Genomic DNA, 24414 nt, shown 5'->3' with positions numbered 1-24414 from the left:
TATTTTTCGCATCCTAGAATCGCTGCCTTTTGTCATCGAACGAGAATTTGGCGAGAATGCGATTCCCTTCACGCCCTTTCTGTCCGTTTAAAACAGTTACTTTCACCCGCTGAGAGAGTGAAGTTTGAGAGGGAATGTTCCCTATTTCAAAATCGAGAGATGCCCAGTCTCCTTGATGTCTACGATCCTGCTTACCCTAGCTTACTTCGAGAAATCTACGATCCACCGCTTGTGCTTTCGTATCTTGGTAATCTTTCTCTCTTAAAAAAACACCACATCGCGATTGTCGGGACAAGGAAGGCTTCTCAGATTTCCCTCCTTGCCACAAAATTACTTGTCCTGAAACTGAGAGAGCACATCCCTAAACTGAGTATTGTTTCAGGTTTGGCGTTAGGTATCGACAGGCGGTCGTTTGAGGTTGCCATGTCTGAAGGGATTTCTGTCATCGGAATCCTTGGAACAAGCATTGAAGAAGAATATCCTCCAGGGAATCGAGATCTTTACAAACAAATCAAATCTTCAACGAACGCACTCCTACTATCGGAGTTTATTTTTCCTACAGAGCCGGCTAGGTGGACTTTCCCGAAACGGAACCGGCTCATCTCGGGTCTTGTCACAGATGTATATATCATGGAGTCCGGCAAAAAATCGGGGACACTATCGACAGCTATGAGTGCACTCTCTCAAAATCGCGAGATCCATGTATTTGATCACGAGCTACAGTTTGATAATGAAGGCGGCAAACAGCTGCTTAGTGATGGTGCTGAATCATTGGATTGGTCCGTACTCGCGGATGGAATCGGCAAGATCGAAACACCAAATTTTTTCGGCGAGAATCTACTCGTCAGCGAGGAATGGAAAAAATTAGCAGAAAGTGAAAGAAGTTTTAAAAGAAAAAAAAATATTACGCCTCTAGGTCGAGGCGCATACTTTGTAGAGTTTATTTGAAAAAGTAACCCGCAACCGTTGCGATCAGGTAAATGATGAGGAGAATCACACCTATAGGACGTTTGATGGTATCTTTTGACATGGCAATCCCGGCTCTAAACACAAGTAAAACTAAGATCATGGCTGGAAAATAGAATTGGAAAAAGTTGACCGGTGCTTCGAGTCCATTAGAGGTAACGGCAGCGGCAGCACCAGATACGAACAGAACATTTAGGATGTCGGCACCTATGATATTTCCAATGGCTAGTTCGGAATGACCTCGCCGCGAAGCTTGGATGGCGGTCACAAGTTCTGGTAACGATGTCCCAAAAGCCACGAGAGTCGCGCCAATGATCGCATCAGGAATGTATAAAATTTTGGCTGTGATTTCTACGGCTGGAATCAAAACCTGAGAAGAGAGTATGACGACTGTTATAGCGATCACTAGTTTGATGATGACAATAACGAGTGAGGAAGTATCAATCTCTGTTGTATCATCAAGGCCTTCTTCTAACTCACCAGGTTTACTACGTGACCATCTGATGCTGAGATAGATGTATTGGAGAAGGAGTGCAAGAAAAACAAAACCTGTGAGTTGTGTGATCCGTCCGCCAGTTGTGAACATCGATCCCAGGTCAAACCAAGGGATGGCTGCAAGAACCAACAAAAATCCTGCACCGACTTGTATCCAACCTTGGCGGTTCACCAAACGTTTGTCAATGCTTGGTGGGGAAATTAATATGGCGATGCCAAGTATCAGGCCTGTGTCACAAATAATCGAACCGACAGCGTTTCCGAGAGCGATTCCAGGATTGCCTTCGAGTGCGGACAGCACGGATACCGAGACCTCTGGCAAAGTGGTTCCCAAACTTACAAGTGTGGCACCGATGATCATCTTCGGAACACCCCATCTCAGGGAAAGGGAAACTGCTTCATCAACGAGTACATCAGCGGCCTTTCCTAAACAAAGGATAGACGCGACAATGACCAGTATGAGAAGTGGGAGTGGAAATGCTTGAAAGCTATTGTGTAAGAATTCATCCATGGGTAAACGCCAGTCTATGATCTCCCCAAACCTTTTTCGACTCTTTCTTTTATCTATCCTACTCTTCCCGTTCTATATTTTATCCTCCGAGCCGCGCGCGCCCAAAGATCCGACCTTACCTACATCACCCTCAGAAGAAAAAAAAGACGATCGGGATGCAAGAGGGGATCTACGTGAGAAAAAAACATCCGTGCAAACACTCACTCTCTGTGATGGACGAACGATTCGCGGGGAAGCAGACGGTATGGGCGAGGGCTTTCAATTTTCGCACCTAAAAGATGGAATCGAATACAAGAAGAAATTGAAATGGGAGGAAGTGGAATCGGTAAAAATAGATAGCTGGGAACTAAAACAAAAGAAAGAAGAGAAAAAAGGAATTTCCTTTGAGGCAAGGCCCAAGCGAGTACGCATCCGGACTAAAAATGGAGAGATCTTTTACAAGGATACAGGACTTGCGGACATCAATCTTCTGAATCTGTCTGTTAAAAATAATAATGGCACCGCCAATCTCTTTTCCTACTGGATTGATTTAAAGTTTCCTACGGGCTCCTGGTATTCTGGGCTCCCTCCGATCAAAGGAGAGAGTCTCATACGAGAGGAGTGCTATAAAGATGTAGTGCGGATGATCGAATGGGAGTGAGTTAGATTCGTTTTTTCGGTAAGTATTTATAATATTCCATTTCGACTGTATTGATGAGATAAGTATAATACTTCACGAGCTTCTTATCAAATTTTTTCTTGTTCATTTCTTCACGATAAAAATCAGCGAGTTGACCTCTGAAAAGTGCGGCTTTTAAATCATTACGGTTGATCAAAATCGTGGAAGGCATATCCTTTACTGCCACATCATCGGGAATCAGAATGGTGGCGACCGACTGTAACACCGCGTATTCTACGGTAGAAGCAATCTTGTCATCGTTCTTTTCTTTTGCGAGTGTTAGGTTGTTTCTTTTGATATTATCTAAATTTTCGTAGATTCTACTTTTTAATGACTTTGGATCTAAAACTTTGTCGGTAATTTTATTAAATCGTTTTGGGAAAACAAAGTTATCTGCTGCCTTATAGATATTGGCAATCTTTTCTTCTTTCTGGCTCGTCGGCTGCTCTTCGTCGCTAGAAGAACTAGACATGGCTCCTCCTCCACCGCTCGATTTTCCCCAATCTCCCACGTTTCCGAATTTACCTGAATTTTTAATATCTTCTCGTATTTCTTCAGAGGTCTTTTCGCGGAAAAAAAGTGCGGCCATAAAACCAGCCGCTATCGAAAAAGGGACTCCGAAAAATATCGGCACCGCCGAACGCAAGTAATAAGCGGCAGTTATAAACATAAGAACACACACAAAAAAAGTCATGAGCCCCGGGACAACATTAAACTTACTTTTGATATCTTGGGATTTTTCCCATTCCCTTTCCTCATGTTCTAAATCTTTTACGCCCGCATTCATTTTTGCGATTGCATCGGGCCTTAATTTATTATTTAGCTCTGGATGTTTTGGATTCGAAAGTCGATGATTGATCGTCTTGGCAAATTCAAGCTGTTTTTTAAGCTCTGGATTTCCCTTGCTTTCAAAGGCTAACTTGTGTATGACTGCGGCCATATAACCATGGTCCACCACATAATAAACCGATTTACCGTTTGATAATTTTTCTTCTTGGTATGAGAACTCTGACAGGACATCGTCTTTTAATCTTTTGATGTATTCACTCGCTTTTTCAGGTGACGTGATACCTGCACTCGCAACTTCGTCTTCAAAATTGATGCGCAGTAAGGAGTGGTTGTTTTTCGTATACTCTGGAATTTTTGACATGACTGACTGTTTCATCGTAGAATAGATATTATCATCTTTTCTGTGAATGACAGATCCCTTTTCTTCGCTCAGACGTTTCAGAATTTTCATTCCTGTGTCGACGGTTTCTCGTATAACCTGTGCTTGGTTCCCTTTTTGGGACGCAAATGGAAAGGATTCTAATAAAGATAAAAATCGTTTCACTCTATCTTCAGGATTCATTTTCTCTTCGATGCTTGAGAAAATCTCATCTTGAAAGTATTGGTTCATCTTATCTACAAAAACTTCGTATTTTGCTTCACGAGCAATTTTCATCAAATGGTCTTTCGTAAAAGTTTCTAATGCATCTAAGTGCGCCAGAATCTGGTTTACCACTTCAGGCAATTTCTTGAAACTACCATCGGGTAAAATTTCCAACTGGTCTAGGACAATATGATAATCGTTTAATATACCAATCGCGAGATTTTGTTCCTTTGCATAATTTACAAAATCAATGAGGAAGTCCGTCATAGGTATGTAAGGAACAGTTCCAAATCCTTTTCGAACTAAGGAGGTGATCTCAGACTCAAGGCTGCCAAGCTTTGGATACAACCAAGGGTTTCCATCTTTGTTTTTTTGGATGAGGAGAGTGCCGGGATTAGTTTCGTCCCAGTTTCTACCTTTTTTGGAACGGTTGTCGAGTAACATCTTGATCAATTCCTGTGAAAACCGAAAGCATGCTTGTCGGTAGGGAATGGTGTCGGTCTTATTATCTTTCTGAGGTGCGATGAGTGCGATCTTGCTTGTAATTTTGCTTCCACTTTTAATGAGGTAAGGGTAAACATACATCACGCGGTTCGCTCCTCTATGATCTAAATCGAGAAGTAGGCGAAGAGCATGGTGGATCGCATTTTCTGTTTTTCCCTGTGAGCCAAGATTCGTATATTTGCCAAGGGCTTCAGGTAGTTTATCGAGCGTTAGCAGATAGGATGGATGTATTTCTTTACTGCCATGTTTTTCGACTCTTTTATGCCAGTCTTTTAATTCATCTAAAATGCAACGAGCTGTAGGCGTGAGACTTCCAATCGCATCAGATAATTGGATGTAGGATTGTGAGACGGGAGCTTGAACATCTGCTGGCGTCGGTGCCGCATCATCGCTCTTTAGGTCATTTATATCAATTAAATCCGCATCATTCATATGTCATTTTTACTATATTGGGAAACAAGTTTTGCCAGAATTTCTGCCCCACGTGCTATTTCTTGTGCACTGCGACAATATGTCAAACGTATGCATTTTTCACGGTGCGAAAAATCATTAGAAAGCCCTGGAAAAAAATAATGTCCTGAAACTATGTACACTTTCTCAAGTTTGCATAAGGAGTAAAGTTCCTGGTTTGAAATTTTCAACTCAGGAAAGTAAATCCATAGAAAAAATCCACCATCAGGAGAATGAATGGAATACTCGATACCATATGATTGAAAACGTTCATCAAGGATTTCCAAAGCTTCTTTACATTTCTTTTCGTAATACGGACGTAATATGTTATTCGATATATTGGTAAGGGTATCATTTGCCCAAAAAATCCGTGCAAGCTCTGCTCCTACATTTCCAGAGCTCAGATTCCCGACCGCGCCAAAGGCGGATAGCGTTTCTATCACATAGGGATCTGCGATGATGATGCCAAAACGGATGCCTGGTAAACCAACTTTTGAAAAACTTAGAGAAAGAATTTTTCCAGGATCAAACATGACAGGATCTGAATTTCCAATCAAATTGGGAAAAGGATTTCCATACGCCAGGTCAATGAGAAGGGGGATGTCAAATTTTTTCGCACCCGTGTAAAGAAAGGTAAGCTCTTCGGATGTGATTATATTTCCTGTAGGATTGGTGGGCCTGGAAAGAGCAATGCACCCGACGTCATTTAGATTGATTTTCTTTTGATCAATTTGATAACGAAACCGATTCGTAGAGAGGATTTCAATTTGTGGTAGGTTCGCTTGGAAAACATTTTCATCCCAAGTTTGATCCGCATAACCTATGTACTCTGGAACAATGGGCAAACAGATCTTTTTGAAACTTCCATCCTCCATATTTCCTGAATACGCATTGAGTAAATAAGAAAATGCGTTTTGGCTCCCATTAAAAAATGCGATGTGTTCATAGGTTAAACTTGCATTCAATTTCTGGCTTAAGTAAGCGGCGGTTAATGCGCGGATGTCTTTATTTCCTATCGGTCCGGCATAGTCACCAAACAAGTTCGCAAGTAAATCTCTTTGGTTTGCGAGTTCTGAAAAGGCAGATTCGTAGATTTTTTCCGCCTCAAGGATCTTTGCAGGATTCCCGCCGCCCAAAAAGGCAGTTCCGTCCCCTGTCTGTGTGATGGTTTCGCTGAGATCTGACATCAAACTGAGAATGCCATTTCCTTCCGTGAGTTTCTTTGCGATACGAGAACGGAGCATACTATCTGCCACAATCCCTGAGAAAACCTAGTACAGAACCCATTTTTTGGGCATTCGCTCTAGTTTCACAAAATTATGTTCCCATTAGTGAAAAAGGAAGTGACATAATTCGATTATGGCTCAATTAAGAGACATAATAAAGGAAGATTGTTGGATGACATCGGAAATATTACAGAGACCGTTAAAAAAACAAAAAGAAATCGAGTTTCATAAGCCCACCCTCTCACGAGAGGATTTAAAAGGTGTTTTGGAATGCCTTGTGGATGAACACCTATCGAGTGGCGAAATCGTAGAGAGATTTGAAAAATCCTTCTGCCATACGTTTAAATTCAAGCATGCCATTTCCGCAAATTCCCTGACCTCGGCCTACCACCTCACATTGCTAGGACTCGGCGTGGGACCTGGCGACGCGGTGATCCTTTCGAGTTTTGCACCGATATCCGCACTAGATGCGATCTTCCTTCTAAAAGCAAAACCCGTGCTCGTGGATTTGGGAAAAAATTCCTTCCACCCAGATGTAGTGGAGTTCAACCGCAAACGATCTGAATCTGGTGCAAAGGTTGCCATCTTTGACCACACATTTGGATCTTTGATCAATGTCAGCAAATATGAATTAGGTGATACGGCAATCATTGAAGATTATTCTGAGGCAATTGGTGCCACTTCTGAGCTTATCTCTGTGAGTAAACAATCAGTTGTTTCTATCTGCGGGTTGAATTCTGAAAATATGATCACCACTGGTAATGGTGCGATGATCACAACGAGCGATACGAATCTATCAAACCAGATCAAATCTCTAAAATCGGGTGTATCTTCCAGACGTATTTTAGGAGAACCAAAATTTGATTACAGTTTGATCGATTACCAAGCAGCACTAGGGATCGAACAACTTTCAAAGCTTGGAGTTATTTTAGAACGACAGAAAAAGATCGCGGTCGCTTATCTACAAGCTGTACAAAATTCAAGATTAGAAACATATTTTGCAAATCCAGCGGAAGATACATTTCATAGATTCCCTATTGTGGTTTCTAATCAGGGATATGAAGAAGTAGAAAGGTATTTTAAATCGATTCACATCGGAACCAAGCGCACCATAGGTGAACCTCTTCATAACGTGTTAGAAGAAAGCAAACAAGATTATCCGAATGCGGAAAGACTCTTCCAAAGAGGGCATTGCATACCAGTGTATCCAAACCTGACAAAAGACAATGTCCAAAGGATCGCAACCGCCATTCGTCGCATCTATTAGTTAGGCATTTTTACGAATCTATATTCACTAGACCCAATCTTTGAATATAGGTTCCTTAAGCCTCCTCCTGCTTTAGACAACCAAACTTTGAGAAGGCGTTTTTCTCTAGAAAAACTCTTCTTTTTTCTTTCTCGTTCAGAGGATTTTGTTCATATAACAGAACCGACAGATGAAAACTTTTTAAAAGACCTCTCTGTGCATGGATTTTCCTTCGGTAGTTCCTGGCTCGAAGGAGACTTTCTCCCTGAAGATGCGAATTTGGTCGAGTGGGGCCGCCGTCATGATCTGAATGAATCGTATCTGATAGAAAATTCTGAGAAAATAGAAATTTCGAGTTACTTGAATTCAAAGTTAACACAGCGACAGTGGAAAGAAGACTTAGGACTGTCAGAGCTACGTTCGAAATTAATTTCCTCTGAGGAACAACTATTAGACTATCTTTCAGATTTGATACATCCCGTAGTACTCAAATCGGAATACGGGCTTGCAGGCCGCAATCATATCATCTTAGAAAACCAATCACAAGGCTGGAAGTTACAACAGATTGCCAAAAAATTGTTTCGCTATCCGATTTATGCTGAGGATTGGGTAGGCAAGGAACGGTACTTGGATTTTTCAACGCTTTGGGACTTTACATCCACAAGTCCAGTGTATCTTGGAAGCACGGAAATGATGGTAGATAAAGATGGTAGCTTTCGAGGGATCCGAATCAGTGCGGAAAAAGAAAAACAACTCACTTGGATTTTACCAAATTGTTTAGAAACCATGAAATCTGTTTTTTCTGCTTCGGAGTATAGACCGACCGGCCCCGCAGCCATGGATGGATTTTTTTATCGCAAAGATACTTCTGTTGGAACTCAAGTTTTTTCCGAGATCAATTTTAGATATTCTATGGGACGCGTTCTTTATGAAATTCGGAAAAAACGAAATGTGAAGATGGATGAGTCCGGCATTTTATTTTTACCCTTAAACAAAATGAAACCATTCAATGAAGTCGCATGGCTTGTTTCGTTAAGAGAACAAACGGGTGCTAGTATATTTTTTGTGACACCGATACGCGATGCGAAGGGTAAGTTCTTTCAAAACGTTGGAATTTATTATGAGGTAAACGATAAGTCCATGCCTGCTGAAGAACTTGTTGAATGGCTCACTCAGCAGTGGAGGATGAAAATAGAAGATTAAACTTCTTCTTTATTTCTGATAAACGTATACTTACCATTCACTTCTACGGTGGGCTCATTGTTTTTGTTTTGAAGGCGCAACTCCAATCGGTCAGAGTTTGTCAAAGGTAGAGTGGCTTCTAGTTGGACCAAAACCTTATCCCCTTTCTCCGTCCAAGTGCAGAGCATCTTTGCCGTCTCGTATCCCATCTCGCAGGTGCCGTCATTATGCAAATTGATCTTGGCGATGTTTGATTCTGTTTTCCATTTTCCAAGAGCCCATGTATTTTTTGGAGGACTTAAAATAATGCCCGCTTGGTCAGCGAGAAATTTTAGCTCGGCAATCGATGTTTCATTTTCAGACTTACCTTTAAAAATTTCAAGGATGGTGAGCTTGATCGATTTTGCTGTGGCTTCCTCTTTTAGATTCAATTTTTGTGCAGAGAGGGTATCCTTTAGAGTGAATATCTCCTCATATCCACTATCGGTCGTTAGCTTTAATTTCTTGACACGGTTTTTGCTCGCCCATTTTTTAGGGTCACCAAATCCATTGTAAATCGCAATGGTTTGAAATTTGATTTCACTCTTATAGGAAATCGTAATTGATTCTCCGATTCCGTTGACATCAGTTCCTTCGATCCAGCTGGATTCGAGTTTGCCATCCATCGCAAAGGTGGGTGGAAATTTCCCGCTTGCATTGGATCGGAAACTACTTGAAGTAATGGTAGGACGGTTGGATGGTTCCGCAGCCAGTTGTGCAAAGAATAAAGTAAAAACCAATATCAATAAGAAACGAAGCATCATGAGCAAACTCTAATTCGACATGGAACAAATTCAATTCATTTATATAACTGTAAAAGATACGATTGAGGCAGAGAGGATCGCGCGCGCCCTGGTAGAAGAACGGCTGGTCGCGTGTGCCAACATCCTTCCCGCTGTTACCTCCATTTACATTTGGAAAAATGAACTGCAATCAGATAGCGAAGTTCTTCTTTTTTTGAAAACAAAAGAAAGTTTGGTTGATCGGGCCATCTCACGCGCCAAGGAACTCCACTCCTATGAAGTTCCATGCATTGTTTCTTATGAAGCAAAAAACGGGAATCCCGATTATTTGGAATGGATTCGAAATTCTTTATAGAATTCTCGGAGTCGGTCAAATAATGGTTCTGCATTTAATGAAATTCTCCAAGCCTCGAAATCTTCAGGCATGTCGACGGAAGCAAACCATGCGGAGGCGGGGGCTTCTGGGGGGAAGGCCAATAGACCCATAAGGCTTGCGAGCGTTAGGTCGACTCTTCCAAATGAACGACCATTAAAATACTTTTTCGACTGGTATAAATCCTGTAAATCGCGCGTAAAGTTGTGAATGTTTTCCCTGACGACCTCGACATTTTTCGGATTGATTTTATATTTTTTTTTGAGGATGAGGGCAATGAAATCATATTTTTCCGGAGGAGGGATCGGAACTTCTTTTTTCGGAGGAGTTGTAGAGAAGAGTTTACCAACGATCTCCGGATAGGCTAACACAAAATGGTAGAGCATCGTTTGCAGTCCTTTGCCAATGGTTTCGTCGATTTTTGTTTCCATTTCTCTTTCTTCTTGCGTTGATTTTTCACCAAAAGCCCGTTCCTCGACTAGATCAATGATCTTTGAGCTTCCCTGTAGGAATTGATCCCCTTCTTGTAGGACCGGCAAAGAGGTTTCGGGAACAATGCCTTTAAGTAGAGGTATATGTTCGCCAGGTGTTAATACTTTCAAGTCGTATGAAAAATTGGCTCGGTCGAGTGCCCACCTCGCTTTCTCAGAAAAATGAGAAATAGGGAAGATATAGAGTATCGGTTTCATGGTAAAAAAATCCCATAAGGAGCAGATTATGTCAGTCAAGTTTTTCAAAATCTGCTGAAAATGAATTGTATCCCTTTCCATTTCGTTCATAATTTAAAGGATTTTTATGAAGTTCCTCCTCGTTTGCATATTGAGCTTTTTACCAGCCCTAGTCCAGGCAGACGGGGAAAGGAGCGAGCACTGTTCTATGGATCGGGTCTGCGTGATCTACGTCCAAGATGAAACAGGCTTCGATGTCTACTTTCGCAATGACATTGGAACTATGCAGGCTGTCGTCACTCTGGAAATCAATGCAAAGTATGAGAACGTCATTCCATCAAGAGATCTACCGTTGGTTGTCAAACTAAATGGAACGAGCGAAATTAAATTTTTAAGATTTGAATTATTGGACAAAAAAGCAAGGGCATCTCTTCAAATTTCATATAACTGGATGTTAGGTGACTTTGATGCCAAACATGATGATAAAATCGTATATGAACTTCCTTTTGAAAAAGGTTATAAATACAGGGTGAACCAAGGCTATTTTGGTAAAAAAAGCCATACAGGTGCCAATCGCTATTCGATCGATTTTGGGATGCCAGAAGGAAGTCCCGTTACCGCTGCACGAGCAGGTGTCGTCGTAGATTTGGAGGATCAGAATACGGAGGGAGGTTTTGATCCGAAGTATTTACACAAAGCAAATTTTGTAAAAATTTTACATAAGGATGGAACCATCGCCCAATATGCTCATCTGGCCTACATGGGTGTGATCGTTAAAAGAGGTCTGGTTGTACGAACGGGGCAAATGCTAGGTTATTCGGGTAACACTGGTTATAGCGACGGACCACACCTTCATTTCGAAGTGTACCGGGCCACCATCGAAATCACAAAAGAAACAATTCCGACTTTATTTCGTACAGAATCCCAAGACGTCACAGAACTATTGGAAGGGGAACTTCACTGGAGAAGGGAGGCCCCGTCTCAACCGATTAGTTCTGCATTCGAAATTGACAGAACCAACTAACCTTCTTCTTTTACATTGGCCTTCACATACGCTTCAAATTCATCTTTGGACATTTTGTCGGAGTAAAGGCTCCATAAAGATTCCTTCAAGGTTTCCATATCTGGAAATTTTGCCCCATCAATTTTGAAAATTTTACTCATATCGTTCCCTCACGTCTCATTTTCAATTGAGTATGTTATGTGGCGACTCTATTTGTAGCGCGCAAAGATCAAAATGGTATTTAGGAAAAATGACGAAGTCCATTGACTTGGTTTTTTAATTCTGACCGAAAGTCTGGATGTGCAATCGAAATGAGAAGTTCCGCCCTTTCTCTGAGTGTCTTTCCAAATAGATTGACCGCTCCAAATTCTGTAACAACCCATTGCACATGGCCTCTTGTCGTCACAACACCAGCTCCCGGTTTCAATTCCAGGGAGATTCTTGAGACTTTTCCTTTGGCCGCTGTTGCTGGAAGTGCGATGATAGGCTTACCACCTTTTGATAAGGCAGCACCCCGAATGAAGTCCATCTGCCCACCGATACCTGAAAAAATTTTATGACCCATGGAGTCGGCACAGACCTGGCCTGTGAGATCGATTTCTAAAGCCGAGTTGATGGCAATGACCTTATCATTTTTACGAATCAAATGGGTATCATTCGTTCTGTCACATGGGTGAAACTCAACGGCTGGATTGTCGTTGATAAAATCAAACAATCGTTTGGTTCCTGAAGCAAAGCTAGTGACCAATCGAAATTGGTGTACTTTTTTGACTTTATTTGTGATGGAACCAGATTCGAATAAATCGACTGCTCTGTCAGAAAACATCTCAGTATGAATGCCAAGATCGGATTTATTTTTAAGACGACTGAGGACGGCATCAGGAATTCCACCAATACCCATTTGTAGCGTGGAGCCATCTTCCACTAACGCAGCAACGATCGTTCCAATTTTCGCCTCGACTTCTGTCTCTTCCGCTAATGGATGTTCGTGCAACGGTCGATTTGTAAGCGTAAATGCTTTGATTTTATTGAAAGGAACAACCGTATTCCCGTGAGTCCTCGGCATTTGTTCGTTGATTTCTGCGATGATGATCTTTGCATTTTCCGCTGCGGCCTTGGCAGTATCGACAGAACAACCTAATGTGCAATAACCATGTTCATCAGGCGGAGAAAGTTGTAAAAAAGCAACATTGAGTGGAACATGACCATTTTGAAAGAGAAGGGGAATATCAGAAAGAAAGATCGGCATAAAATCTGCTCTTCCTTCTTCGATGGGCTTTCGCATGGCAGGACCGGTAAAAAGAGAAATAGATCGAAACTGGTCTTTGTATTCTGGTTCAACAAATTTTAATTCACCCGTTAGGTGCAGGTGGTATAATTTAATATTAGTTAGATCTTTTCTTTTGACAAGCGCATCAAGGAGGGGTGTCGGAGTCGCAGAGGCTCCGTGAACGAAAATAGTATCACCACTTTTTACTAATTTTAATGCATCTTCTGCACTGACAGCCCTGTTTTTCCAATCGTTGTTTCTCATTAGAATCATTCAATCTCCCTGGTAACAGGATAAATTGTGAGTGAGAAAAAACAAACTTTTCTTTTATAGCAATAATTCTGCCTGATAGGCAAAGAGTCTGTCAAGATGAGTCAAATTTTTTGTCGTATGGGTAAATACTGTGAGTTTTACGAGTCCGTATAGATTGTAAATTTCTGCGTGGTGGTCCAATTTTTCAGAAAGGAGTCCGATTTTAGAAAGATAACCAAATGCCTGTATGAAGGTCGTAAACTGGTAGCTCCTTGTCAGAATTTCTATGCCGTCCTGCGCTCTGCGCTCGAGCTTCCAGTTTGGAAATGAGGCTAAAAATAGATTAAGTTCCTCCTTTGTCAGAAGCAATGGATTTTTCATGGGTTTTACTTCCTCTAGTTTCCAATCTGGATTCATTTTATTTTCCTCTGTCTATGAAAAATTAATAAATATAATCCGGACATAATGAACACAGTGCCCATTATTTTTTTCGGAGGCAAGGGTTCGTGCATGAAAAGAACTCCGATGGCCATTAGGAAGACAGGCTCAATCAGCAATGTTGAATTGAGTTTACTAATGGGAAGATGGTTATGTGCCTCAAAATAAAACGCGCGTCCTAAAAAATAACCAAGGAGAGAGAAGAGACCAAGAGCAAAGGTGAGAACGGGAGAGAGCACCACCCAGGAACCATTCATCGTGATATAACAGGCAAAAAAGAAAGAAAGGAGCAGTATCCGTAAGTAAGCAAATGCCAACCCATCTATGTTCTCGATATATCTTTTGATGAGATAACTTTGGATCGCAAAAAAGAAAGCGGAGATTAGGATGATGATTGCGGAAGTCACCTGGATTTGACCATCGAGTGAGGATATTAAAATGATCCCGAGGATGGCAAATAGAATGCCTATCATTTCAAAACCGCGCATTTCCTCTTTTAAGAATGCGACACCTAAGATCACGTTATATAAGACGGTCATTTTGATCAGCACGGCTGACGGCCCTAAGTCTGATATTCTTAGAGCATAATAATACATGACAATACCAATCGCATTGCAAAAGGTTCCAACTAATAAAACTTTGCCGTTATTTCTGATCGTAGTTTTTAAGGATTCTCTTCGCTTTAGATTGAAGAGAAAAAAAGGTGTCACGATTAGGGCGGCAATGGCGACTCCATAAAATGCTGCTATCTCCGGCCTTAGGTGAAATTTTTTGAAAATCTCCTTAAAACCTATCACTTCAAATGAAAAGAATACGCCTGTTAGGAAGACGAAAAAATATCCTTTTTTCGCATTACCATTCAATTGGTTTTGCTCCATGTTGGATCAGATATGCATTTGCTTTGCTGAAATGATGGTTGCCAAAAAACCCACGATGGGCAGAAAGCGGGGAAGGGTGCGGAGATTTTAAGACGAGATGCTTTTTTGTATCAATCACCTCACCTTTCTTATGTGCAAAACTCCCCCAAAGTAAAAATACTAGATTCTCTCTTTGATCCGATAAATTTTTAATAACAGCATCGGTAAAAACTTCCCAACCTTGGTTTTGGTGAGATCCTGCTTGATTCTCTACAACCGTTAGACTAGCATTTAATAAAAGTACACCTTGGTCAGCCCAATAGCTTAAGTTTCCAGATTTTGGCATCGGCTTTCCAATATCAGCATGGATTTCTTTGAATATGTTCAAAAGTGATGGAGGAAGCGGGACTTTATCATTCACAGAAAAACAAAGTCCATTAGCCTGACCTGCGCCGTGGTAAGGATCTTGGCCAAGTATGACTACTTTTACTTTATCAAAAGGGCATCGGTCTAGAGCAGCAAATATCAGTTTAGCGGGAGGATATACTACTTTTGTCTGGTATTCATTTCGAACAAAACTTCTTAAGGATAAAAAGTATGGCTTTTCAAATTCACGGGCCAAAGTTTGTTTCCAGCTTTCTTCGATTTGAATCTCTTTCATGTAGTTCTTTCTAAATTTCTAAAATTGATTTTTAAAATCGAAAAATAAAACTCTTAAGTCGATACCGCCATGAGTGACGTGAATCGTTTTTTGAGAAAAGCCTTTTAAGTGGTTTCTTACGAGTAGCCATTTTTCTTCCGTGGGACAAAGAATAAAACCTGCAAATTGTTTCAGTGCTTTCTTTTTCCGATTACGAAAGTAATCCCCTAATTGTTGAATTTTGCCACCTAATTCGGCATATAGTGTATCATCATTTGTAGGTCTTTCGTTTTTTCTAAATCCATAAGGAGGATTGATGGGAAGGAAGACTCCAAATTCTTCGATATCGGAGAGATCCATTTCTGATATTTCGAGAGGTTCGTTGACGCGAAAAAAATCTCCTGTAGCTAAATGCCAATGGATTTTGCTTTTAAAAAACTTTTCCCAGTTTTGTAATTCTTTTTTTTGATACGCTAAGAGTGCAGGATCGGTGTCTAACCAAAATTGATTCGTCTTTCTTTTGTTGACTTCAGCGAGTTTTGACTTTTGATAATGAGCGATCGTTTTTTCTGGATAGAAACTAAAGTCTTGAAAGATCGTTTTTTTAGGCAAGGAATGAGTGGGTGTGCTCTCTTGCATAAGAGTCCATTCGGTTCCGAAAGTCCCCGTCCCCGCGAAGGGTAGATACAAAAAAGTGTTTAAGGTTTCATCCCACTCGGCAAATTGTTTTGTATAGAGTAGCAATGCATGAGCAAGGTCTTCAGGAACTGGGGCACTTGTGGAAAGCGGAGCCTTGATTCCTCGAAGGTAAGCAAATTCACCAAACAAAGAGATAGTGACAGTGATTTCTGTTTCAAAATAACTTCCGTGCAATGCATTTCGAATCTTAGTATCCTTCACATTATCATCAGCTTTAAATAATTTTTTGGCAATGGGAATGGCAGATTCGATCACCTTTTGCATTTCTGCTTCTGTGTCGGAACTTGAAGTACGCCAATTGTCGTTCTTTGCAATGACTAGTCTGATATCTCGTAAAAAATGGCCGTATTCATATAAATAAGCTATTTGATGGGAATTTGCGTTTTCGAGTTTTAGTTTTTCCGTAAAAGTGCGTAAGCGGATCAAAGGTTGATTTGGTAGTTTAATTTCGTCTAACAGGCGCTTTACATTTTCTGTAGCCCAGGTGGCAAGGCCTGGAGGAAAGTAAATTTCCCAATTCAATTGTGTGCCCATTTCGGGTTTTCGTATTCTATACTTCCAGTCCATGTTTTCCTTGAACAAAATGATCTCTCGAAAAAAGTGAACGTAGCATGCTTAGCAAAATTCCCCCTGAAATATTTTTAATGCTGGCAGCATTATTTTGGAGCGGGACTTTTGTTACGATCAAATTAGCCTTAGAATCTGTACCACCATTTTTATTTATATCCATTCGATTTTGGCTCGCAGGTCTTGCAATCCTTCTGCTGTACGGAAAAGTATTATTTCGAAGAGAGAACCTAAAGAAACATTATATTTTACCTATCCTTCTGATCGCAGTTACAGCCCTTTCTGGATATGCCTTGCAAACCATTGGGCTTGTTACGACCACCGCTACGCAATCTGGGTTTATAACAGGAAGTTATGTAATCTTTGTGCCGATGCTCCAAATTCTAATCGAAAGAAAAAATCCATCTCTGCAAACCTGGATCGCTGTGATCATAGTATTTTCTGGATTGTTTTTGATCTCTCAGAACGGCTCAACTTTTGAAACACTATATTCAGGTTATGCGATCTCTGTAGGTGACTGGCTAACTCTTGCAAGTGCATTTCTGTTTGCCGCTCACATCATACTCATTGATATTTTTAGTCGCAAGATTCCGATACCAGTTCTCGTCTCATTAGAAATCTTTTTTATAGCGATACTTTCCACTTTGGCGCTTCCAATAGAACAGAATCTAAATGTTGCTTTTCATCAGACAAAACTGGATTATAAATTTTGGTTGGGAGTGATCTATACCGCATTCATTGCCACGATTCTCACTTCACAAATTCAAGCTCGCTACCAAAAGACAGTCTCCGCTACGAGAGCGGGAGTTTTATATTCCCTAGAGCCTGTTTTTGCATTTATTCTCGCCTATTTCATACTAGGCGAGAGTCTGTCAATACTGGGTGGAATTGGATGCTGCATGGTGCTTTCTGGCATTTTATTATCAGAAGTCAGATGATCTGATTTTCTTTAAGTGATTCGTATAAGATTCCAATAGTAACTTTCAATATCGAAATGACTGGTATCGCGAGTAACATTCCAAAGATACCAAAAAAATTACCACCTACTGCAATCCCTATCATGATGACTAGCGGGTGAAGTGAGACGGCATTTGCAATCACGACAGGTTGCACGATTGCATTGTCAACTAACTGTGCAAAAGCGACGACACCAAATGTTGCTCCAATTCCTGGTGATAATTCTGGAAACAAAAGTGCAAATACGAGAGGTGGAATGATGCCTAGCAAAGGGCCAATATAGGGAACAGAATTTGCGATGCCAAGCAAGAATCCGAAAAGGAAAAAATGCATATTCCCAATCAAATAAAAACCAACCGAAGCCACCGTTGCCATGATCCCACACTGGATTACAAGACTTTTCAAATAGCTCGTAATTTGTTGGTTGGTTCTGTAAAACACCATCAGAAACATTTCAAAAAATCGATTCGGGATAAAGCTAATCATGGTTTTGTAAATGAGATTCGCATCCAGTAACAAGAAAAAGCTGATGATCGGAATAATGATCATCCAACTTATAAAGGTAGGAATTAGGATCACTATTTCTTGTAGGAAATTTTCTAGATAACCTGTGGTTAATTTCGCCAATGCTTCAGGCTTTATGATTTTTTTCCAGAGCTCTGGATTTTGGGATATGATGGGAAGTTTATTTAAATCGAGTAATTGGAAGTCTGGATCATCCATTTTTGCTGACCAGTCTGCAATGATGGGTTGGGCGCTGGCAAACGAATCTGGTAAATAGAAAGCCAAAAACCAATAAGCAATCGAAATGAGGACCGCAAAAATTGCGAGAATTGTAGTCCATCTTGGAACCCCACGAGATTCCAATTGATCTACGATCGGATGAAAAATATAAAAATGAATTCCCGATATTAAAATCGGTATCGCTAAGAACTTTATCCCTATGACGCCAATCAGAACCGTGATGAGGAGTAGGAAAAAAAATGAGTAGCGAAGGATGACTTCAGATAGCTGGCTTGTGCTCATGATTTCATTTTCTCTCGTTTGCTTTTAAAATACGCACCTTCCAGAGTATCATTGGTCTTACGAAGCCTATCCGCTATGATGCTGGCAAACCCTAACAAAAGTTCGTTTCCGACGCGCGGTTTTGTTTCTAAGAGTGTTTTTAATTCGGGTTGAAAAAATCCAAGCAATATTGAATCTACCGTTGCTACTGCAGTAGCTGATCTTGGGAAGTCCTGGAAAAGGGCAAGCTCTCCAAAAAAAGCTCCTTTTTCTAACTCTGCAAGTTTCAAAGTAACACCTTCTCGTTGTGAGGAGATTTCGACTTTTCCGTGTAAGATTAAATAGACACCTGTACCTGCTTGGCTTTGGAAGAAGATCGTTTCACCAGCGTAATACTTTCGTTTATGAATGAGTCTAGCGACTTCTCTGAGTGTCCGTCGCGACATGCCTTGGAAGATAGCCGTTTCTCTGAGAAAGGCAGAGATTTCGGTGATTGGATTGTCATCGCGTTTTAGAATGGATTTCCAAAGTGGGAGTTGCATAGGACCTCTTCTATATAAATCGGATAGACGGCGCTTGGAATTGATAAAACCTTGAGATTTGTGAGCCAGGCTTTTTTCGTCGCAGGAACCGGGACCGACATCGGAAAGACTTTCTTTTCCTCTCTATTTCTCGCGAAATATGGCAAAAGCCATCAGTTCAGGTACTGGAAGCCCATCCAAACAGGACTTTTGGAGGGCGATGATACCGATTTCATTAGGAAAATCACGAATTTCGAAGATTTTCATTTTTTAAAACCAGTTTACCGATTGCGTTACCCTTCGAGCCCACACTTGGCTGCTGAAAAAGAGGGACTCGAGATCGATTTAAAAAAACTGCGCCTTGAGATCGCAAATATTCGTAATTTTCCTGTGATCATAGAGGGTGCGGGTGGGGTTTTTGTCCCTCTCACCAAAAGTTATCTTTCCTGGCAACTCATACGAGAATCGAATTTGAAAGTTGTAATTGTTTGTTCCACAGAACTCGGTACCATCAACCATACCCTTTTGACCCTTGAAAGTTTACTCCAAAGAATGATTCCTGTGGTAGGATTTTATATGGTTGGGCCAAAAAATGAGCTGATTGAAGATAATATTAAAACAATACAAATGTTTGGTGGAGTATCCTGTCTAGGTCTGACTACATTTCCCTCTCAAAAGCTTTCCTCACAAGAATTTATCGAATTTGCAAAATCTTCATTCGATACCGATCGGATGGTTCTTGATTCGCTCTTAGATATTGGTGATGATTTTGATTCCTAAGGAAACAGCGGTCTGGATTCCACTCACGATTCAAACATCGAACGATGAATTGCTCAATGTCACTCGGGCCTCTGGTGAGTATCTTTTTGATGAGAAAGGGGAGGCCTACGTAGATGGAGTAGCTTCTTGGTGGACTTCTATTCATGGGCATTGCCACCCCAAAATCATTTCAGCAATCACGAAGCAAGCCAGTCAATTGGATCACATGATGTTAGCAGGAATGATACATGCACCTGCCGAATCACTTGCAAAAAAAATACTTTTGCTCGCAGAGGGTGACTTCAATAAAGTTTATTATTCCGATAACGGATCTAATGCGGTCGAAATTGCTTTAAAAATAGCCGTCCAATTTTTTAAGAACAATGGGAACGAATCGGAATCGAAAAAAGAAAGTTTTATTACTTTTTCTGCCTCCTACCATGGGGATAGCATCGGTGCCATGAACGTCTCTGGCCTAACCTACTTTAATCGTATCTTCTCAGCACTCAGATTTCCGACAAAAGAGTTTATCGCGCCTAATTGCAAATCCTGTCCTTTTCTGAAAAAACCAGAGACATGTGGTGTTGAGTGTTTAGATTCCTTGGAAGAAGAGCTTAAAGAAAATGCTTCTCAGTATGCTGGTGTCATCATTGAGCCCTTAGTTTTTGGAGCGGGTGGAATGATTTTTTTTGAAACGAAAGTGCTCATCCGATTGGAATTTCTTTGCCATTCATATAATATCCTTCTCATCCTTGACGAAGTGTTTACGGGTATGGGGAGGACCGGTAAAGCCTTTGCTTACCAATTAGCGAACATAAAACCAGACTTAGTTGCAATGGCAAAAGGTCTGACTGGCGGAAGCTTGCCTTTGGCGGCCACGCTCGTATCAAAAAGGATTTATGAAAGTTTTCTAAGTGAAGATCCGTATGCTTCTTTCTTTCATGCCCATACCATGACAGGCAATCCCATCGCCTGTGCTGCCGGAATTGCAAGCATCGACTTGCTCATAAGCGATGGGTATGACTCGGTATCAAAATTGAAGTTACAACTCGAGGATTTCATTTTTCGATTGGCAAAACAATTTCCAGAAAAAATTAAAAATCCACGGGTTCTTGGTGCCATAGGAGCCTTCGAATGGGAAGAACCCATCGCAGACGATGAATACTTGAATCCGATTGGGAAACGTTTGAAACAGGAACTTCTCAAACACAAAGTTCTCCTTCGTCCCTTGGGAAGCACAGTTTACATCACTCCCCCATACAATATAGGGGCTCGTGCCTTGGAGCAAATATACGATGCCTTGCAAGAGGCATTCAGACTGCTGTGAATTCTTCATTTACAATTCGCATGATTTTTACGACATTGCATTCATGATTGCTACAGAAGCTTCCCCCCTTACCTCAAGCGCACCCTCACTCCTCACACCAGAGGAGGCACTTGCCATTCTAGAAGGTAAAGAATCCCTTTTGGCCCTTGTCAACCGAGCAAGCCAAGAGCGGGTAAGACATTTTGGAAATAGAGTTCGGATTCATATTCTTGATAACATCAAAAACGGCTATTGCCCTGAGGATTGTGGATACTGCGCACAAAGGAAAGGCGGCGAGTCTGGCATCCAAGAATACTCCCTGAAAGGGGAAGATGAGATTTGGGAAGATGCCAAGAAAGCAAAGGAAAACGGCGCTTACCGGTTTTGTATGGTAACCTCGGGTCGAGGACCTACTGACAAAGCTGTCGACCAACTAGCAAAAACGATACGAAAAATAAATTCAGAATTAGGCCTTCGTGTTTGTTTATCAGCTGGGATTCTTGATAACAAAAAAGCCCAAGTTTTAAAAGATGCTGGTCTTGACAGATACAATCACAACCTCAATACATCAGAATCAAATTATAATGAAATATGTTCTACACATACATTTAAGGATCGTTTGACGACATTGGAAGCGGCATCGGTTGCAAATATCGGACTTTGTTCTGGTCTCATCGTGGGAATGGGAGAACAGCATTCAGATATTGTTTCCGTAGCTTTTGAGTTAAAACGACTCGGAGTGATTTCCATTCCTGTTAATTTTTTCATTCCGATCAAAGGACATGCGATCACAAAGAGCAACCTAACGCCCGAGTATTGCCTCCGCGTTCTATCGGTTTTTCGTCTTGTCAATCCTGATTCGGAGATTCGCATTGGAGCTGGTAGAGAAGGGCACCTCGGAACCTTACAATCTATGGCTTTATATGTTGCAAATTCCCTATTTGCCGATGGTTACCTGAATGTGAAGGGAAGTGATATGGAGCAAACCATGTCCATGATTCGAGATTGTGGCATGATACCAGAATTTACAGAAGGAATTCCAGAAGGCTGGGAAGAATATAAATCCTCTTCTCTCTACGAGGAAAAAAACTTTCCAGAACTATATAAATTTAAAAAGTAGTTTGCCTTTTTTTCGTAGGGGGAATATTTTTCTCCTACTTTCCCCACGAGAATAAAATGCAGAAGCCCTCTCTTCCTTTCAGCAAACAAATTACATACGCGATTGGCCAACTCGGTTGGTCCACGCTCATCAATATCATTGGTCTCCACCAAGTTTATTTCTATCTACCGCCGGCACCTAAAGCGGGGGAAGATTGTTTCCCAGACCTCATCGAAAAGATGGCCTTCTGGGGACTATCGACGATCGGAGTGGTTGCTGCCGTAGGAAGGCTATGGGATGGAGTCACAGATCCTTTGGTTGCCAATTCTTCTGACAGGTTTACCTCACGTTTCGGCAGAAGGATACCCTTCCTTGCCTTGGGTGGTATTCCTGCCGCGGCTTTCTGTTGGTTGATCTTCGTTCCACCTAACCATTTTGTTTCTTCAGGAAACTTAGTTTGGATGACGGTTTTTATGCTCCTTTTTTATCTCTTTCTTACCGTCTATGTGACGCCCTATTTTGCTCTGATCCCGGAGCTAGGTCACACTCCTAACGAAAGACTGAATCTTTCGACGTATATCTCTGTGACCTATGCCTTAGGGATCATTGTAGCTTCTACGGAACCGATCATTTCCAATGCGTTAAAAGCATCCTTTACCTATTCGGCAGATCCGGCTCTGCAGTCCCTTATCTCCCGCCAATATGCCCTTGGGATTTTATGCGCATTCGCGGCGATCTGTATGTATTTTCCGGTCTTTACCATCCGCGAGAAAACATACTGTGAGTCGGAAGCATCGAGCGTTCCTTTTAAAGAGGCTATCGTTCTGACCTTTAAAAATAAAAATTTTAAATACTTTGCACTTTCTGATCTTTGTTACTTTCTCGCATTGACCGTGTTAACGACTGGTATCTCTTATTACGTGACAGTTCTTTTACAGTTGGAACGTGATTTTGTAACCCAGCTATTGACCATCATGCTTCTTGTATCTTTTGCCTTTTATCCTGTCGTCAACATCGTAGCCAAGAAGATCGGAAAGAAAAAAACAGTTCTCATTGGATTTTATATCTTCTTAGCTCTCTTCCTTTCTATATTCTTTATTGGAAAAAATTCCCTCCCCATCTCTCCATATATCCAAGGTTATATGATTGTTGCAGTCGCTGCCATTCCCATTGCAATTCTTGGTATCTTGCCAAATGCGATCCTTGCAGATATCGCGGAACTTGATGCATTAAAGACAGGATCGAAGCGAGAAGGTCTATTTTATGCAGGAAGGACCTTTATGCAAAAGCTAGGACAAACACTAGCGGTTTTGATCTTCAGTTCCCTGATCTTGGTTGGTCTAGGAAGTGAAGGAAAAAAAGGGGTCTCTCCTAACGTAACGGGCATTATAGCTCCCTCTGTATCAGAGAATGTAAAAAAAGAAGTACAGAAATCGCCAGACCAAGGTGCAAACGAGCAAAACATATCGAAACAAGAAGCAAATACTACTGATAAAATCATTTGTAAAGTGGAACAAGAAGAAAGTGGTGGAGAGCTTGGAGTCAGACTCACAGGCCCGCTCGCTTCTGCTTTCTGTCTATTGGCCATTTATCTCTTCGGAAAGTACAAGGAGGATGAGACATTAGAAGAGATTGCCAAGATACGCGGACGTTAAATCCTGGTAATTGGAGATACAGATGAGATATCGCATAGAGACAACCAAATTGAAGAATGGGTACATCGAAGCCAAACTCATTGAAACTACGACGAATAACCCCATCGAGTTTCGTATTTGTGACACGGAAGAATACGCTCAGTCCCAAATCAAGGACTGGCAGAAACGCTTCCGCATGAATGAGCCGTCAGAACAAGAATAGACTTCCTTTCTCTGGGAGATCTATTCTTTCCATTTTTTTTCTCCTTACCTTTATCATCCAATGCCGTTCTCTCAGGGTAAAAGATTACTTTCACCCGTCCTTTGAGTGCCATGCTGGCGCGGGTTGGAAAAATGCAAAAGACTATCAAAAATACCGTACTAAATTCTGGCTTCCCAATCGCCTTTTGTTCCAAGAAGAAAACCAGAAGCTCAAACAATCCAAAGTAGTGATTGCTGGGAATAGCCTTGTGCAAGGTTTTACTCCTGATCTGATGTCAAAGGAATTTCCAGGTCTTTCCATCGTCAATCGAGGGATAGGCGGGGACATGACTGAATCGTTGTTAGACCGTCTTGATACTGACGTGCTTATGTTGAATCCACAAACAATTGTGATCGAGATAGGTGGCAATGATCTCATCTATAGTAAGTGCCTTTCTGTTACACAGAAAAACATAGAAATGATTGTAGAAAAAATTCATAAACGAAACTCTAATACGAAAATTATTTTCCTTGCAACTCCGCCGACACTTGTTCCTGAACTGAATAAAATTGTTCCTATTTATAACTTATACTTATCTGAATTTTCAAAAAATCATAAAAATGTAATGTATGTTGAAGTTTGGAATGACATGCGTAAATCGGACGATACAAGGATTGATGACGAATTTGTGCGTTCCAATGGAGACCCCATTCACTTCAACGAAAAAGGTTACGAAGTTTGGGGTAAAAAACTTAGACCGCTAATACAATAA

The 24414-nt window shown here is 41.1% G+C and carries 26 protein-coding genes; 13 read left to right on the top strand and 13 right to left on the bottom strand.

What is annotated here, in order from left to right:
- Positions 1-159: 159 nt before the first annotated feature.
- Positions 160-948 carry a DNA-processing protein DprA gene (locus tag EHQ58_RS15125; protein WP_135624746.1) on the top strand — a complete coding sequence of 263 codons (789 nt, stop codon included), beginning with the start codon at positions 160-162 and terminating at the stop codon, positions 946-948.
- On the opposite strand, the gene EHQ58_RS15120 is transcribed toward EHQ58_RS15125, so the two are convergent.
- Positions 941-1972, bottom strand: coding sequence for a sodium:calcium antiporter (locus EHQ58_RS15120; RefSeq protein WP_135624745.1), 1032 nt, complete (start codon positions 1970-1972; stop codon positions 941-943). The genes EHQ58_RS15125 and EHQ58_RS15120 overlap by 8 nt on opposite strands.
- Here EHQ58_RS15120 and EHQ58_RS15115 point away from each other — a divergent pair.
- Positions 1971-2612, top strand: coding sequence for a hypothetical protein (locus EHQ58_RS15115; protein WP_135624744.1), 642 nt, complete (start codon positions 1971-1973; stop codon positions 2610-2612). The two genes, EHQ58_RS15120 and EHQ58_RS15115, sit on opposite strands and share 2 nt — an antisense overlap.
- Position 2613: 1 nt before the next feature.
- On the opposite strand, the gene EHQ58_RS15110 is transcribed toward EHQ58_RS15115, so the two are convergent.
- Together EHQ58_RS15110 and EHQ58_RS15105 are read right to left on the bottom strand one after the other, a co-directional pair.
- Complete coding sequence (locus EHQ58_RS15110) at positions 2614-4938, bottom strand: hypothetical protein (RefSeq protein ID WP_246047383.1); 2325 nt, start codon at positions 4936-4938, stop codon at positions 2614-2616.
- Entirely contained in the window at positions 4935-6200 is a 1266-nt protein-coding gene (locus EHQ58_RS15105; protein WP_135624743.1) for a valine--pyruvate transaminase, read from the bottom strand. The genes EHQ58_RS15110 and EHQ58_RS15105 overlap by 4 nt, the downstream gene beginning before the upstream one ends.
- 154 nt (positions 6201-6354) lie before the next feature.
- On the opposite strand from EHQ58_RS15105, the gene EHQ58_RS15100 reads away from it, so the two are divergent.
- Both EHQ58_RS15100 and EHQ58_RS15095 read left to right on the top strand, forming a co-directional pair.
- Positions 6355-7449 (top strand): DegT/DnrJ/EryC1/StrS family aminotransferase, encoded by a 1095-nt coding sequence (locus tag EHQ58_RS15100; RefSeq protein WP_135624805.1) that lies wholly within the window; start codon positions 6355-6357, stop codon positions 7447-7449.
- Between the two features lie 87 nt (positions 7450-7536).
- Complete coding sequence (locus EHQ58_RS15095; RefSeq protein ID WP_135624742.1) at positions 7537-8631, top strand: hypothetical protein; 1095 nt, start codon at positions 7537-7539, stop codon at positions 8629-8631.
- Here EHQ58_RS15095 and EHQ58_RS15090 read toward each other — a convergent pair.
- Positions 8628-9413: a discoidin domain-containing protein gene (locus EHQ58_RS15090; protein WP_135624741.1), complete on the bottom strand. Its 786-nt coding sequence runs from the start codon at positions 9411-9413 to the stop codon at positions 8628-8630. The genes EHQ58_RS15095 and EHQ58_RS15090 overlap by 4 nt on opposite strands.
- Before the next feature lie 19 nt (positions 9414-9432).
- Between EHQ58_RS15090 and cutA the strand changes: the two genes are divergently transcribed.
- On the top strand, positions 9433-9747 hold the full coding sequence (gene cutA / locus EHQ58_RS15085) for a divalent-cation tolerance protein CutA (protein WP_135624740.1): 315 nt from the start codon (positions 9433-9435) through the stop codon (positions 9745-9747).
- On the opposite strand, the gene EHQ58_RS15080 is transcribed toward cutA, so the two are convergent.
- A complete protein-coding gene (locus EHQ58_RS15080) occupies positions 9717-10454 on the bottom strand; it encodes a glutathione S-transferase family protein (protein ID WP_135624739.1) in 738 nt (245 codons plus the stop codon). The genes cutA and EHQ58_RS15080 overlap by 31 nt on opposite strands.
- Before the next feature lie 187 nt (positions 10455-10641).
- Here EHQ58_RS15080 and EHQ58_RS15075 point away from each other — a divergent pair, with 187 nt between their 5' ends.
- Positions 10642-11457 carry a M23 family metallopeptidase gene (locus EHQ58_RS15075; protein WP_167883649.1) on the top strand — a complete coding sequence of 272 codons (816 nt, stop codon included), beginning with the start codon at positions 10642-10644 and terminating at the stop codon, positions 11455-11457.
- Here the strand turns inward: EHQ58_RS15075 and EHQ58_RS18775 are convergent.
- The 6 genes from EHQ58_RS18775 to EHQ58_RS15050 all read right to left on the bottom strand — a co-directional run bounded on the left by EHQ58_RS18775 (position 11454) and on the right by EHQ58_RS15050 (position 16174).
- Positions 11454-11597, bottom strand: coding sequence for a hypothetical protein (locus tag EHQ58_RS18775; protein ID WP_167883648.1), 144 nt, complete (start codon positions 11595-11597; stop codon positions 11454-11456). The two genes, EHQ58_RS15075 and EHQ58_RS18775, sit on opposite strands and share 4 nt — an antisense overlap.
- Positions 11598-11677: 80 nt before the next feature.
- The gene (locus EHQ58_RS15070; RefSeq protein ID WP_135624737.1) at positions 11678-12970 is read right to left on the bottom strand and encodes an acetyl-CoA hydrolase/transferase family protein; all 1293 of its coding nucleotides are present in this window, start codon (positions 12968-12970) and stop codon (positions 11678-11680) included.
- A 63-nt stretch (positions 12971-13033) separates the two neighbouring features.
- The gene (locus tag EHQ58_RS15065; RefSeq protein ID WP_135624736.1) at positions 13034-13375 is read right to left on the bottom strand and encodes a 4a-hydroxytetrahydrobiopterin dehydratase; all 342 of its coding nucleotides are present in this window, start codon (positions 13373-13375) and stop codon (positions 13034-13036) included.
- Complete coding sequence (locus EHQ58_RS15060; protein ID WP_342776258.1) at positions 13372-14274, bottom strand: DMT family transporter; 903 nt, start codon at positions 14272-14274, stop codon at positions 13372-13374. Before EHQ58_RS15060 ends, EHQ58_RS15065 begins: the two co-directional genes overlap by 4 nt.
- Entirely contained in the window at positions 14249-14914 is a 666-nt protein-coding gene (ung, locus tag EHQ58_RS15055; RefSeq protein ID WP_135624735.1) for a uracil-DNA glycosylase, read from the bottom strand. Before ung ends, EHQ58_RS15060 begins: the two co-directional genes overlap by 26 nt.
- Positions 14915-14932: 18 nt before the next feature.
- A complete protein-coding gene (locus tag EHQ58_RS15050; protein WP_135624734.1) occupies positions 14933-16174 on the bottom strand; it encodes a hypothetical protein in 1242 nt (413 codons plus the stop codon).
- A gap of 29 nt (positions 16175-16203) precedes the next feature.
- Between EHQ58_RS15050 and EHQ58_RS15045 the strand changes: the two genes are divergently transcribed.
- Positions 16204-17097, top strand: coding sequence for a DMT family transporter (locus EHQ58_RS15045; protein WP_135624733.1), 894 nt, complete (start codon positions 16204-16206; stop codon positions 17095-17097).
- Here EHQ58_RS15045 and EHQ58_RS15040 read toward each other — a convergent pair.
- Both EHQ58_RS15040 and EHQ58_RS15035 read right to left on the bottom strand, forming a co-directional pair.
- Positions 17090-18142, bottom strand: coding sequence for an AI-2E family transporter (locus tag EHQ58_RS15040; protein WP_135624732.1), 1053 nt, complete (start codon positions 18140-18142; stop codon positions 17090-17092). The two genes, EHQ58_RS15045 and EHQ58_RS15040, sit on opposite strands and share 8 nt — an antisense overlap.
- Positions 18139-18663 (bottom strand): cyclic nucleotide-binding domain-containing protein, encoded by a 525-nt coding sequence (locus EHQ58_RS15035; protein WP_135624731.1) that lies wholly within the window; start codon positions 18661-18663, stop codon positions 18139-18141. Before EHQ58_RS15035 ends, EHQ58_RS15040 begins: the two co-directional genes overlap by 4 nt.
- Before the next feature lie 60 nt (positions 18664-18723).
- On the opposite strand from EHQ58_RS15035, the gene bioD reads away from it, so the two are divergent.
- The 6 genes from bioD to EHQ58_RS15005 are packed head-to-tail and all read left to right on the top strand — an operon-like array spanning position 18724 to position 24414.
- Positions 18724-19422 (top strand): dethiobiotin synthase, encoded by a 699-nt coding sequence (gene bioD / locus EHQ58_RS15030; RefSeq protein ID WP_135624803.1) that lies wholly within the window; start codon positions 18724-18726, stop codon positions 19420-19422.
- Positions 19406-20728 carry an adenosylmethionine--8-amino-7-oxononanoate transaminase gene (gene bioA / locus EHQ58_RS15025; RefSeq protein ID WP_135624730.1) on the top strand — a complete coding sequence of 441 codons (1323 nt, stop codon included), beginning with the start codon at positions 19406-19408 and terminating at the stop codon, positions 20726-20728. The genes bioD and bioA overlap by 17 nt, the downstream gene beginning before the upstream one ends.
- Positions 20729-20771: 43 nt before the next feature.
- The gene (bioB, locus tag EHQ58_RS15020) at positions 20772-21827 is read left to right on the top strand and encodes a biotin synthase BioB (protein ID WP_135624729.1); all 1056 of its coding nucleotides are present in this window, start codon (positions 20772-20774) and stop codon (positions 21825-21827) included.
- A gap of 56 nt (positions 21828-21883) precedes the next feature.
- Complete coding sequence (locus EHQ58_RS15015; RefSeq protein WP_246047382.1) at positions 21884-23461, top strand: MFS transporter; 1578 nt, start codon at positions 21884-21886, stop codon at positions 23459-23461.
- Positions 23462-23483: 22 nt separating this feature from the next.
- Positions 23484-23663, top strand: coding sequence for a hypothetical protein (locus tag EHQ58_RS15010; RefSeq protein ID WP_135624728.1), 180 nt, complete (start codon positions 23484-23486; stop codon positions 23661-23663).
- Positions 23641-24414 (top strand): SGNH/GDSL hydrolase family protein, encoded by a 774-nt coding sequence (locus tag EHQ58_RS15005; RefSeq protein WP_135624727.1) that lies wholly within the window; start codon positions 23641-23643, stop codon positions 24412-24414. Before EHQ58_RS15010 ends, EHQ58_RS15005 begins: the two co-directional genes overlap by 23 nt.

The sequence above is a fragment of the Leptospira ognonensis genome, from assembly GCF_004770745.1.
Taxonomy (GTDB): domain Bacteria; phylum Spirochaetota; class Leptospiria; order Leptospirales; family Leptospiraceae; genus Leptospira_A; species Leptospira_A ognonensis.
This window is presented reverse-complemented; position numbering and strand designations above follow the sequence as displayed.